Annotated in this window: 12 protein-coding genes; all 12 read right to left on the minus strand. The window is 47.5% G+C overall.

What is annotated here, in order from left to right:
* Positions 1–57 precede the first annotated feature (57 nt).
* Positions 58–579 carry a DUF2911 domain-containing protein gene (locus G6N79_RS06370; RefSeq protein WP_103906840.1) on the minus strand — a complete coding sequence of 174 codons (522 nt, stop codon included), beginning with the start codon at positions 577–579 and terminating at the stop codon, positions 58–60.
* A 133-nt stretch (positions 580–712) separates the two neighbouring features.
* The gene (locus G6N79_RS06375; protein ID WP_103906841.1) at positions 713–1,168 is read right to left on the minus strand and encodes a hypothetical protein; all 456 of its coding nucleotides are present in this window, start codon (positions 1,166–1,168) and stop codon (positions 713–715) included.
* Positions 1,169–2,051: 883 nt separating this feature from the next.
* The gene (gene ilvA, locus G6N79_RS06380) at positions 2,052–3,305 is read right to left on the minus strand and encodes a threonine ammonia-lyase IlvA (RefSeq protein WP_103906842.1); all 1,254 of its coding nucleotides are present in this window, start codon (positions 3,303–3,305) and stop codon (positions 2,052–2,054) included.
* A gap of 63 nt (positions 3,306–3,368) precedes the next feature.
* Positions 3,369–4,523, minus strand: coding sequence for a 2-isopropylmalate synthase (locus G6N79_RS06385; protein ID WP_103906843.1), 1,155 nt, complete (start codon positions 4,521–4,523; stop codon positions 3,369–3,371).
* Between the two features lie 35 nt (positions 4,524–4,558).
* Positions 4,559–5,632 (minus strand): 3-isopropylmalate dehydrogenase, encoded by a 1,074-nt coding sequence (leuB, locus tag G6N79_RS06390; protein ID WP_103906844.1) that lies wholly within the window; start codon positions 5,630–5,632, stop codon positions 4,559–4,561.
* A gap of 3 nt (positions 5,633–5,635) precedes the next feature.
* The gene (locus tag G6N79_RS06395) at positions 5,636–7,099 is read right to left on the minus strand and encodes an ATP-binding cassette domain-containing protein (RefSeq protein ID WP_317046382.1); all 1,464 of its coding nucleotides are present in this window, start codon (positions 7,097–7,099) and stop codon (positions 5,636–5,638) included.
* 3 nt (positions 7,100–7,102) lie between these two features.
* A complete protein-coding gene (gene leuD, locus G6N79_RS06400; protein ID WP_103906846.1) occupies positions 7,103–7,693 on the minus strand; it encodes a 3-isopropylmalate dehydratase small subunit in 591 nt (196 codons plus the stop codon).
* 51 nt (positions 7,694–7,744) lie between these two features.
* Entirely contained in the window at positions 7,745–9,142 is a 1,398-nt protein-coding gene (gene leuC, locus G6N79_RS06405; RefSeq protein ID WP_103906847.1) for a 3-isopropylmalate dehydratase large subunit, read from the minus strand.
* Positions 9,143–9,239: 97 nt separating this feature from the next.
* Positions 9,240–10,721, minus strand: coding sequence for a ketol-acid reductoisomerase (ilvC, locus tag G6N79_RS06410; RefSeq protein ID WP_103906848.1), 1,482 nt, complete (start codon positions 10,719–10,721; stop codon positions 9,240–9,242).
* A 42-nt stretch (positions 10,722–10,763) separates the two neighbouring features.
* Entirely contained in the window at positions 10,764–11,231 is a 468-nt protein-coding gene (locus G6N79_RS06415; protein WP_103906849.1) for a DinB family protein, read from the minus strand.
* 32 nt (positions 11,232–11,263) lie between these two features.
* On the minus strand, positions 11,264–11,854 hold the full coding sequence (gene ilvN / locus G6N79_RS06420; protein ID WP_103906850.1) for an acetolactate synthase small subunit: 591 nt from the start codon (positions 11,852–11,854) through the stop codon (positions 11,264–11,266).
* A gap of 2 nt (positions 11,855–11,856) precedes the next feature.
* Positions 11,857–13,596 carry a biosynthetic-type acetolactate synthase large subunit gene (gene ilvB / locus G6N79_RS06425; protein WP_103906851.1) on the minus strand — a complete coding sequence of 580 codons (1,740 nt, stop codon included), beginning with the start codon at positions 13,594–13,596 and terminating at the stop codon, positions 11,857–11,859.
* Positions 13,597–13,709: the final 113 nt, after the last annotated feature.

The raw sequence follows: 13,709 nt of genomic DNA on the forward strand, positions 1-13,709 counted from the left end.
GGAAAGGTGGATTTTGGTGAAGGGTGCTATACACCCGCCAAAATCCACCTTTTTTTGTTATTTGGCTGCTTTCACATTCATGGAAAGGCCGTAGTTCCCCCAAGCGAGGTGAATCTTTCCGGATTTGTCCGCAGTAATTTTCAAGCGCTCGACACTATCCGATGTTTCCTGGTTGTCGACGTCTACACGCAGTGCATCCTGCGCCTCATCATACTCAGTACCCCATTTCTTCCAAACCTTATTGAAGATAAAGGTGGTCTTTTGCTCACCCGGAATGGCATGCAAACTGTATTTACCGGCAGGTAGTGCCTTGCCTTCCACTGTAACGTCTTTATCGAAGGAAACCGTGGTTGCTTCATTCGCTCCGGCGCGCCAAACTTTACCCACTTCGGCAATATCAACACCCAATTGGCGTCCTTTCAAGGATGGACTGCCATAATTGATGGCAATGGTGACACCATCATCCGTGGTGACGCTCGAGCTGTCGGGAGGACTTTGCTTCGGTTTCGTTTCTTGCGCCTCGGCAAGACCAAAACTGAAAAGCATAGTCAAAACTAATAAGATCGTAGATGCTTTCATGTTCGTTATTTTTTTTGGTTTTCAACTTTAATAATAACCTAAAATAATCAAAATTGTTCATCAATTCGCTTATAAATCACCAACTTAACGTATTTAATGATAATTTAACAAGGCGATGCCGTACCCTGCTTCCTTAATTTTTCCGGAACGAAAACACCGCTGAACTCAGGGGATCATCCGCTTTTCCCGACAGGAGCTCCATTTCGATGTTGAGGTCAAAAGGGGCGAAGTCACAATTCAATTTCCCGGTGATGAGCAGCATGGCCATTTCGTCTGCCGGGTTGCTCGCATACAGCGTAATCCGGGCGTGGATGGTTCGGTCCAGCAGTTGGAAACCAATCCGCTCGATGGATCGTTCCAGGTGGACCAAGAGCCGCAGATACGCAATGATAAGATTCTTGATGCCCAGCTCCGGAACCTGACCAGCAGCGTTGCTGGGATCCGTACAAAGTTCATCATACGTCCGATTGAATAGTTTCGCATCCACAGTCTGTAAGAAAGCCGAATACCGGAGATCGTTGATGAAGGTGGAGAACCATGCCGTTTTCAGGATGGTTTGGTCTTGTATTTCTTTATTTTTTGCTACCATAGTCTGTGGTTGTTCGGTTTACACGAGAGGTATACCTGCTGTAAACCCGTCGTATAAATATAGATATTTTCTTTTGAATTAAAAAAATTACAACATTACCTTTTGATGAAAAAATTGAATGTTTAATGCCTCATTTACAACCTGATCACCTGGCCCGAAAATCCCGAGTAAAGTCAGTACGGGTACGTCTGACGATGCATTTTTACTCAAGCGTAGTTTTTAAGGTTGTTTTACGCTTTTTCGATGCATAGGAGCAGATTTTTAGGTAATGGTGCGTGTCTGTTCCTTAGCGGCAGGGATGGACCTTGTCCGACATGAGAGCGTGGTGAGAGCGTACTGAGAGCGAGGTGAGAGCGTGTCCATAGCACGCTCTCACCTCGGTTGTACTTCGGACGCACCGCGGACGCATGTCAGACAAGGTCTAACTTCCGTCCTAAACCATTACAAGCTGGTTTTCTTACCAAACTTTGAAATGTCAAATCTATAATAACTCGCTGCAGGAGATGAAATGTTCGAAAATGGAGAGCGTGTCGAGGTTGTCCTTTTGCTAAGAAAGTTGGAGAAATATTAGGAAATTGATAAAAGGAATGAAATCTTGGATTAAGAAATCGCTTGATAGTCAGTGTTTTAAATATAGGAAGATTATCATTTATTTCCTAATGAAAAATCTCAAGAATAAGCCAGAAATATAAAAGCCATTTGGAAACAATTTTCCCTTCTGTTGAATGTATTGGTCAGCAGCACCCCCCGTTGATTTTAAATTATTTTATTTCTTTTGTAACAAAAGCTACAGAAAAATGACAATTCCCGTATACTAAAAAAAGCAACGACCAGAATTCTCATGGTCGTTGCATCTACTTTATTTGGAGGGTTAGTTGCGTTTTTATACCAGATACTCGAATAAAGTCTGGTCTTTGTTGACTTCAATGAAGTCAAACTTATAGGCTTTCAGCCGTTCTAATAATGTAATATAATCATTTGGATGATTTAATTCAACACCAATTAACGCAGGACCGCGTTCACGCTCTGTTTTTTTAATGTATTCAAAGCGGGTGATATCGTCTTTTGGTCCCAAGACCTCGGTTACCAATAACCGGAGGGCACCCGGGCGCTGTGGAAAGCGGACGATAAAGTAATGCTTGAATCCTTCATATAACAGGGACAACTCTTTGATCTCGCTCATGCGATCGATATCGTTATTGCCACCGGAAATGATACACACCACTTTCTTGCCCTTGATCTGATCTTTATGGAATTCCAAGGCGGCTACGGATAGTGCACCTGCAGGTTCCACCACAATGGCATCCTTGTTATACAGTTCGAGGATAGTCGTACAGATCTTTCCTTCGGGAATGGATCTGATGCTGGTCAGGAGCTGCGAACTGATGTCATAGTTGAGGGAGCCGACTTTTTTAACTGCTGCCCCGTCCACGAATTTGTTGATGTGCTCTAGCTCAATAGGACCGCCATGTTGCATGGCTGCCTGCATGGAAGGCGCACCTTCGGGCTCTACCCCATAGCACTTCACCTGCGGTGCCACCTTGCTCAAATGATAACTGACACCGGAAGATAGACCGCCGCCGCCAATCGGGATAAACACCGCATCGACATCCGGAAGATCCTCCAGGATTTCAACTGCCACCGTTCCCTGGCCTTCGATTACCTTCGGGTCATCAAAAGGTGGAATAAAGGTCATGCCATGCTCCCGAGCGTATTCCAATGCACCTTTTTGGCAATCATCGAAGGTATCGCCCGTGAGGATGATTTCGATATTGCCATTTCCCCACATCTCCGTCTGGGTGATTTTCTGGCGTGGTGTCGGTCCGGGCATAAAGATGACGCCTTTGATATCCAGTTTCTTGCAGGATAGGGAGACGCCTTGCGCATGGTTGCCGGCACTGGCACAGACTACGCCACGTGCACGTTCATCGGCACTGAGGCTGCAGATCTTGTTGAAGGCACCACGGAGCTTGTAGGACCGTACAACTTGTAGGTCTTCCCGTTTCAGGTAGACCTCCGCACCGTATTTCTCCGACAGGTGATGGTTGTATTGTAGGGGCGTGCGTTTGACGACGTCCTTTATTTGTTCTTTGGCAGAGACCGAGTCTAAGGTAAGTGTCGATAGATCCAAACTCATTCTTTTCGTACTGTTTAGTTTAGGTGATTGAAAAAGGCTGGAAAACCAGCCTTTCTATAAATTTTATTTTACTAGGCTCAAGAGGTCTTCATCAACGATTTCTTTCTTCGCATCTGCAAGAACCAAGAAACGCTCGTAGCAATTTGCCAATGTTTCCTTGTCGAGGTTATACCCCAAGCGCTCCAAGTGGTGCTTCAGGGCGTGACGTCCTGAACGTGCGGTTAGGATAATGTCTGCCTCTTCCAAGCCGACATCTTCCGGACGGATGATTTCGTAATTTTCGCGATGCTTGAGGAAGCCGTCCTGATGGATACCGGAGCTGTGGGCGAAGGCATTCCGACCAACGATAGCTTTGTTCGGCTGAACCGGCATATTCATCATGTCGCTAACCTTTCTGGAAAGGGCCGTGAACATTTGGCTATTGATGTTGGAGGAAAGTCCACCGAACGATTGGTTGTGCACTTTCAGGATCATGGCAACTTCTTCCAGGGAGGTGTTTCCGGCGCGCTCACCGATGCCGTTGATGGTACATTCCACCTGACGGGCACCATTCTGGATGGCTGCAATGGAATTGGCCGTAGCCAAGCCCAAGTCATTGTGGCAATGCGCTGAAATAATGGCCTGATCGATGTTCTTCACATGTTCCTTCAGGAATTTGATCTTGGCGCCATATTGGTCCGGTAAACAATAGCCGTTGGTATCGGGAATATTCACAACTGTCGCTCCGGCACCGATCACCGCTTCGACCATCTTTGCCAGGAATTCCAGGTCGGCACGGCCGGCATCTTCCGCATAGAACTCCACATCCTCCACATAGGATTTGGCATGTTTTACGGCTTCTACGGCGCGTTCTAGGATTTCCTCACGCGTACTGTTGAACTTATATTTAATGTGCATATCCGAAGAACCGATACCTGTATGGATACGGGGTCTCTTCGCATATTTTAAGGCCTCGGCCGCGACATCGATGTCGTTTCTGTTAGCGCGGGTCAGTGCACAGATGATCACATCGTTCACTGCCTTGGAAAGCTCAACGACCGACTGGAAGTCTCCAGGGCTTGAGACCGGAAAGCCAGCCTCGATAATATCGACCCCCAGACGTTCCAGATCTTTAGCAATTTCGACTTTCTCTGGGGTCGTCAATTGACACCCCGGCACTTGCTCACCGTCACGTAATGTCGTGTCGAAAATGTATAAGTGATTAGGATCGTGTAACATATCGTTAAAATTTATGTTTATACCTTGATTAATTTCTACTTTAAGAATTCCAAAACCTTGGCGCCCATTTCCTTGGTGCCCAAGATCTTGTCCGCTGCGGTCTCCGCATTGGCGATGTCCCCCGTTCTCCAACCGGCTTTCAGGGTTGCTGCCACAGCATTGGTTACTTCTTTGGCTTCTTCCTGTAATCCGAAGGCGATGTCCAGCATCAGCGCTGCCGATAGGATAGAGGCCAATGGGTTCGCCTTGTTCTGTCCTGCGATATCATGCGCAGAACCATGGATCGGTTCGAAGAATCCTGTTCCGTCTCCCACCGATGCCGACGCCAACATACCCATGGATCCCGCAATCTGCGAAGCTTCATCCGTTAGGATATCACCGAATAGGTTTGCGGTCAATACCACGTCGAATTTCTTCGGGTTCTTCACCAGCTGCATGGCCGCATTGTCGATGAACATGTGCTCTGTTTCCACATCGCTGTATTCTTTGGCCAGTTCCTGCACCACTTCGCGCCATAGGCGGGAAGTCTCCAATACATTCGCCTTGTCGACTGAACATAACTTCTTGCTTCTGGTTCGTGCAGCCTCGAATGCCTTGCGGGCGATACGCTCCACTTCATAGCGGTGGTAGTTCATCAGGTCGGACGCAAAGGTGTTGTCTTCGTTGCGGTTTTTTTCACCGAAATAAACATCTCCCGTCAATTCACGGAAGAATAGGATGTCCGTGCCCTTCAATACCTCAGGCTTCAAACTGGACGCATCCAAGAGCTCGTCGAACAACAGGATCGGACGCAGGTTGGCATATAAGCCCAATTCCTTGCGTATTTTCAATAAACCTTGCTCGGGACGAACCTTTGCTGAAGGGTCATTGTCGTATTTGGCATGGCCAATGGCACCGAATAAAATGGCATCGGACGCTTTCGCTTTTTCCAATGTTTCATCGGGCAATGGGTTTCCGGTCGCCTCAATGGCTGTATGGCCCATAATGGCTTCATCAAAAGTAAACTCGTGGTTATACTTCTGTGCAATGGTATTTAGAACTTCTTTTCCCCAAGTGGTTACCTCTTGGCCAATTCCATCTCCGGGAATGATAAGAATGTTTTTCTTCATGTGTTATAAAACGTTTTCTACTTTATTTTCCAAGGCTACTACTTCGCCTTTTTCTAATATGATTCTTTTTTCGATGCACTGCGGCAGCTGACTTTCATAATGGCCCACGTAGATCAATGTTTTGCCGTGGCGGCAGAGTTCGTCGACCACTGCATTGAAGTACCGTGCCTGTTGCGCATCCAGTCCCTGGCAGGGCTCATCCAAGACCAATAAAGGAGGGTTCTTGATGATGCTTCGCGCCAGCATAGCCAAGCGCTGCTTGCCTAGGGGCAGCGTATGCAGCAACTGATCTTTATGTTCCGTCAGATCGAAGAAAGCCATCAGGTCCTCAATCTGTTTTCTTTCCTGGAATTTCACATCGATAAACCAACCGATACTGTCGTAAAATCCGGAGGCTAAGGTATGCCATACCGTTGCCTGTTGGTCAAAGTACCAATGCATTTCCGGTGATATCATACCGATCTTTTCCTTGATGTCCCAGATGCTCTCGCCGGACCCCCTTTTCTTGCCGAATAGGGTGATGTCCAGTCCATAGGATTGGGGATGGTCACCATTGATCAAGCTCAGTAGCGTCGATTTCCCGGAACCATTGGGTCCCTGTAGCAGCCATTTATCCCCGACCGCTATTTGCCAGGACACGTCCTTCAGGACGACTTTTTCTCCATACCGCACCACAATGTTCCTGAGGTCCGCTATGCTGTCAAAATCGGTCTGCGGTTCTTCCATAAGGAAAGCCGGCAAATCCTTCGCTTGGCGCAGGGCATCCTGCGGAATGTCTGCCAATGCGGGAACCACCTCCAACTTACCGTTGCTGATATGTGCGTAACGGTTCATGGCTGCGGGTAGGATGTGATCATTGGTAATCAGTACCAATTGCACGCCTTCTTCCGCCAATTCGTCCAGCCAATCATTGAGGGCGTACCTCGACTGCGTATCGAGCCCGGTGAAGGGTTCATCGATCAGCAGCAGCTGTGGTTTCTGCCACAGTGCCTTGACCAATTGCAGTTTCTTGTGTTCGCCGCTGGATAGCTCGATCAGTTGAGAATCCATGGTATGTGCAAAACCCATGGCATCCATCTTATCCTGAACCGTGCCCAGATCCAGGCCGTTGGATTTCGCAAAGTGCAGCAGTTCCGCACGTACCGTCAAGGTATCTTGGCCTTGGTGGCGGTTGTAGCGCTGCTGGTAATAGAAATTCCGGTCGCCCTCCAAATTGGTAAACTGGTACCAGTTGGAAACATAGATCGCTTTGGGCAGCAGCGGGCTTTCGGTATCGAAAGCATACGTAATGGTTCCACTGCTGGAAATTAATCTAGCGATGGCCTTCGCCAGCGTACTCTTTCCGGATCCGCTTGTGCCCGCAAGAACGTAATGGCTTCCGCGTTCAATAGTCCATGACAGTTGTTGCAAAACGGGCGTCTGCCCGTATGCTACAGCAAGATTGTCGATATGGACTATAGCGCTCATTATCTAATTTGATCTATTTTGCTCGAATGCTTCGATTTCGTTTTTATGGCTCAGGATAAAGTCGATGTCATCATAGCCATTGATTAAACAGGATTTCTTGTATGGATTGATCTCGAATTCGAATTGCTCGCCAGTGTCCGCAATGGTAATGGTCTGCGCTTCGAGATCCACGTTGATCGCTGCTTCTGGATTAGCAAATACCTGGTCAAAGATCTTTTCCAAAAATTCTTCCGGTACGGTGATCGGCAAGACGCCATTGTTCAGGGCATTTCCTTTGAAGATATCGGCAAAGAAAGAGCTGACCACGACATCAAAGCCATAATCCTGGATTGCCCAAGCGGCATGCTCCCGAGAGGAGCCACAGCCGAAGTTTTTGCCGGCAACGAGGATCTTCCCGCTATAGGTGGGGTTGTTCATCACAAAATCAGCCTTGGGCTGGTCATTGCTGTCATAACGCCAATCGCGGAATAAATTGTTTCCAAATCCCTCTCGCGTGGTTGCCTTCAGGAAACGCGCGGGAATAATTTGGTCTGTATCAATATTTTCTATCGGTAGTGGAACTACGCGAGAACTTAATTTTTCGAATTTTTTCATGTTTCTGTGTCTTAAGGAACTTTAAAGATGTTGGGTTTGCAATTCGCTTGGTTATACCAATTCCCGTACATCCACAATTTTGCCTGTTACGGCAGCTGCAGCAGCGGTCAATGGGCTTACCAGCATGGTACGCGCATTTGGCCCCTGTCTACCTTCAAAGTTTCTGTTGGACGTAGAAACACAGTATTTTCCTGCTGGAATCTTATCTTCATTCATCCCTAAGCAAGCAGAGCAGCCCGGTTCACGGAGCATGAAGCCAGCTTCTTCGAAAATCTTGTCGATCCCTTCCAATTTGGCTTGTGCTTCCACTTGTTTCGAGCCCGGGACGATCCATACTTCGACATTTTCCGCCTTGTGCTTGCCCTGTACGAAGGCAGCAACCTGACGTAAATCTTCAATGCGGGAGTTGGTACAGCTACCGATGAACACATAATCAACGGGTTTGCCCATCACTTGTTCGCCATCGTTAAAGCCCATGTAATCCAACGCCTTTTTGTAGGATGGTTGTTCGTTATCCGGCTGGGAATCCGTGGTTGGGATATGCTCCGTAATGCCGATGCCCATTCCTGGGTTCGTACCATAGGTAATCATCGGTTGGATGTCCGCTGCATCAAAGGTTAATACCTCATCGAAAAGAGCATCCTCATCCGAGTACAGGGTTTGCCAATAGGCCAATGCTTTGTCCCATTCTTCACCTATAGGTGCGAATTCGCGGCCGTGGATATAATCGAAGGTGGTTTGATCCGGTGCGATAAGACCGCCACGGGCACCCATTTCAATACTCATGTTACAGATGGTCATACGGCCTTCCATGCTCAGGGAGCGGATCGCCGAACCTGCATATTCCACAAAATACCCTGTACCACCGGCAGCAGAGATCTTTGAAATAATGTACAGGATGATGTCCTTGGCACCTACTCCGTTGCCGAGTTCACCGTTGACCTCGATTTTCATCGTTTTCGGTTTCTGCTGCAATAGACATTGCGTAGCAAAAACCTGCTCCACTTGGGAGGTACCAATACCGAAGGCAATCGCTCCGAAGGCACCATGGGTAGACGTATGGCTATCTCCACATACCATTGTCTTTCCAGGTAAGGTTATGCCCAATTCAGGGCCAATGACATGGACAATCCCTTGGTAAGGGTGGCCCAAGCCATACAGCTCAATACCGAACTCCTTACAGTTCTTGGTCAGCATGTCGACCTGGTAGCGAGAAAGTTCTTCTTTGATTGGCAAATGCTGGTTCAATGTGGGTACATTGTGATCGGCAGTTGCCACAGTTTGATCAGGACGGAATACTGGCAGTCCTCTCTTGCGCAATCCATCGAAGGCCTGTGGGGAGGTCACTTCATGGATCAGGTGGGTGTCGATATATAACATATCTGGAAAACCCGCTTGACGCTTGACGACATGTGCATCCCAAATTTTTTCTACTAATGTTTTTCCCATTGTTCTCTTTATACTCTTGTTGGTTTGAAAATCTAGAAGGGGTAAAATGAAAATTTGATAATTTTACCCCTTATATAGCTATCTAATTTACGGAAAATTAAACAGTTTTTATAGATTTCATTGCAGTCATTGCTTTACGCAACTTCCTGCCCACAATTTCTACTTCATGATTTCTTAATATCTCGTTAATCTGAACCAGTTTGATGTTGTCTACAGACCCATCTTTTCCTTCATTGTAGTTCTTGCCCACCACGTCGGTATCGATTTTCTTCATGAAGTCTGCCAATAACGGTTTACATGCTTGATCAAACAGGTAACATCCGTATTCTGCCGTATCGGAGATGATGCGGTTCATTTCGAAAAGTTTCTTCCGCGCAATGGTATTAGCGATCAATGGTGTTTCGTGCAAGGACTCGTAGTATGCGGATTCAGGTTTGATACCTGCTTCGACCATGGTCTCAAAAGCCAATTCTACACCGGCGCGAACGAAAGCAACCATCAACAAGTAATTGTCGAAATACTCCTGTTCGGAAATTTTAACATCTCCTGCAGGTGTTTTTTCGAATCCTGTTTCACCGGTTTCCGCTCTCCATTTCAATAGGTTCGCATCGCCATTCGCCCAGTCTTCCATCATGGTCTTGGAGAATTCTCCAGACATGATATCGTCCTGGTGTTTTTGGAATAACGGACGCATGATATCTTTCAATTCTTCGGAAAGTTCAAAAGCTTTGATTTTCGCAGGGTTGCTCAAGCGATCCATCATGCCGCTCACACCACCATGTTTCAACGCTTCGGTGATCACTTCCACACCATACTGCACCAATTTAGAAGCATAACCTGCATCGATTCCTTTTTCCACCATCTTGTCGAAGGAAAGGATAGAACCCGTTTGCAACAGTCCACATAGGATGGTCTGCTCGCCCATCAGGTCGGATTTCACTTCCGCAACGAACGATGATTTCAATACCCCGGCGCGGTCGCCACCTGTACCTGCACAATAGGCTTTTGCCTCCGCCCAGCCTTTACCTTGCGGATCGTTCTCAGGGTGTACGGCGATAAGGGTCGGCACACCGAATCCACGTAGGTATTCTGCACGCACTTCCGATCCTGGACACTTCGGTGCCACCATGATCACGGTGATATCCGGACGGATCTGCATTCCTTCTTCCACGATATTGAATCCATGGGAGTAGGATAGGGTAGCACCCTGTTTCATCAAGGGCATGACCGCATTGATGACCGAAGTATGCTGCTTATCCGGAGTCAGGTTGATCACCAGGTCCGCGTTTGGAATCAATTCCTCATACGTACCTACGGTAAAGTTATTGTCGGTTGCATTTTTCCAAGAATCTCTCTTTTGTTCAATAGCTTCTTTACGCAATGCATAGGAAACATCCAATCCACTGTCACGCAAGTTCAGGCCCTGGTTCAAGCCTTGAGCTCCACATCCTACGATTACGATTTTCTTACCCTTTAAAGCATTTACACCTTCATTGAATGCTGCAGAATCCATAAATTCTGCGACTCCTAATTGGTCTAACTGTTCCCTAAGTGGTAATGTGTTGAAATAATTTGCCATTGTAATACTGTTAAAATTTTTTTCGATTAAGGTTTCTTATACTTATTTGTTGATTATTCTTCTTTGGGCCGTTGCATAGCCGAAGTGCAGATTGTCATGGCCAATGGAGGTTACGAGAACATCTGCTATGCTGTTCAGTGTAGCTCCATAGGTAGCCGTTTCGTAAGGCGTGGTCGTCTGGAAGACTCCCGCATGATAATCCGCTTCAATCTGCTTGATGGAATCGATAGCGATTGCTTTCAGCTCGTCTACCTCTTCCTGTGTTACGTAGTAGCTCGGTTTTGTTCCTTTGGCATAGGCAGCCACGTACTTGACCCAGTCCACACCTTCTTTAATGCCCGTCCGCGTATAGCTCAAGGTTTGCGTGCTGACCACGATATGACCAAAGTTCCATATGATGTTGTTATTGAAGCCGGCTGGAATCTCGTTCAATTGATCCAAGGTAAGCTCATCGATCAGGTTGATGAAAGCCTTACGTCCGTCGACAATAAATTTGAAAACACTCTCCATGTGATGTATGTTATTGCTGTTTATAAAATGAATTACATGGTAAATACATCGTCCCGTTGATCCAGGAATTCATTTTCCACGATATCCGGTGCCGGCTCGTTGATCTCGAATTGCTTTAACTTGGTGTGGAAACCAGCGCTATCCTTGATGATGGCGATGCGTGCGCCACGCACGAACTCGATCAGGCTGTATTTACCCAATTCTTCCGTTAGGCGATCGATCTCTTCGCGATGTCCCGCTGTTTCAAAGACGATGTAGTCGTTTCGGATAACCACGACATTTGCGCCATACTGACGCAATAGGCGTTCGACCAACACTTTCTCCGCGATGGCTTCTGCCGGAACCTTGTACAGGGCCTGCTCTTGCCAGATCAGCTCATCGTTGGTGTTGAAATAAGCTTTCAAAACCTCCACTTGCTTTTCGATCTGCCGACATAATTTACGCACCACTTCTTCCGATTCGGTGATCAGGATCGTGAAACGGTGGATGCCTTCCACTTCGGAAGGGGAAGTGTTCAAGCTCTCGATGTTGATCTTCCGTCTGGAGAAGATGCCGGATATACGGCCGATCATCCCGATGGAATTCTCTGTATAGATGGTTATGGTATATTCTTGTTTTTCCATGATTACTTCAATCTAATTTCTGACACACTCGTTCCCTGGGCAACCATTGGGAACACATTGTTCTCTTTACCCACCATGACCTCCAATAAGTAGGCGCCATCATGGTCGAGCATTGTTTTCAGGGCATCCTTTAATTTTTCACGTTCGGTGACCTTATTTCCATCAATGTAATATCCTTTGGCCACAGCGACGAAATCGGGGCTGGTGATATTCACGAAGGAGTATCTTCTGTCGTGGAACAGTTGCTGCCACTGGCGCACCATACCCAAGAACTCATTGTTCAGGATCAGGATCTTCACCTTAGCACCGAATTGCATGATGGTACCCAACTCCTGGATGGTCATCTGAATCCCGCCATCACCGATAATGGCAACCACATCGCGTTCCGGAGCACCGTACCATGCACCGATGGCTGCCGGTAAACCGAAGCCCATGGTTCCCAAGCCTCCTGAAGTAACGTTCGATTTGGAGCTGTTGAATTTAGCATAACGGCACGTGACCATTTGATGCTGGCCCACATCCGTTACCACTACGGCATCACCACCGGTCAGTTCGTTCAAGACCTTGATGACCTCACCCATGGTCATGACATCGCCTGTCGGGTTCAACTCATCCTGGATAACTTCTTTGATCTCTTCTTTTTCCAATTCACGGAATTGCGCCAACCATTCGGCATGGTCCGTCTGATTGACAAGTGAGGTCAGTAGGGGCAAAGTTTCTTTACAGTCTCCCCAAACCGGTACATGTGCTTTTACGTTCTTATCGATCTCGGCCGGGTCGATATCCAAATGGATGACCTGAGCCTGTTTTGCATATTTGTCCAATCGGCCGGTGACACGGTCATCGAAGCGCATCCCGATCGCAATGAGCACATCACATTCATTGGTCATGACATTCGGGGCGTAATTCCCGTGCATCCCCAACATGCCGACATGCAGCGGATGGTCTGTTTCCAATGCGCTCAAACCCATAACGGTAGAGGCCGCGGGAATGCCCGTCTTTTCGAGGAAGGTCTTCAATTCCTGCTCCGCCTTGCCTAGGATAATTCCCTGACCGAAGAGAACGAATGGTTTTTTCGCTGCGTTGATAGCCTTGGCTGCCTCCTCCACGTATTCTTTACGTACGATAGGCGCAGGGCGGTAACTGCGGATATGCTTACACGGCTCATAGCCCATATAATCGAACAACTGCAGCTGTGCATTTTTGGTGATATCGATCAAAACCGGCCCCGGTCTTCCCGTTTTGGCAATATAGAATGCCTTGGCCAGGACACTTGGGATTTCATTCGCATCGGTTACCTGGTAGTTCCATTTGGTTACCGGCGTTGTAATATTGACGACGTCGGTCTCTTGGAAGGCGTCGGTTCCCAATAGGGAGGCAAATACCTGCCCGGTAATGCAGACAATCGGATTGCTATCGATCATCGCATCGGCCAAACCTGTCACCAGGTTGGTGGCTCCAGGACCGCTTGTTGCAAAAGCCACACCCACACGTCCTGATGTACGTGCGTATCCTTGCGCAGCATGAATTCCACCTTGTTCGTGACGGACCAGAATATGTTGCAGCTTGTCTGTATAGTCATACAAGGCATCATAAATTGGCATAATCGCCCCACCCGGATACCCGAATACCGTATCCACGCCCTCGTGGATTAAGGCTTCCATAACAGCTTGCGATCCGCTCTTCTGCGTTAATGCAGCTGTTGCTCTGGCGTCCTTTGCTTCCGTTGTTTCAAGTGTCATTTTCGTCGTTATTTAAATGGAGGAACGCTATGCGGAGCAATGCCGCTGTTACCGTTCCTGTTATTCTTTATCTGTTGTTGGTTTGCGCAGCTTGCCTTGCTGCAGCTGTGCTT

Origin of the sequence: Sphingobacterium lactis, from assembly GCF_011046555.1 — a bacterium.
Lineage (GTDB): Bacteria > Bacteroidota > Bacteroidia > Sphingobacteriales > Sphingobacteriaceae > Sphingobacterium > Sphingobacterium lactis.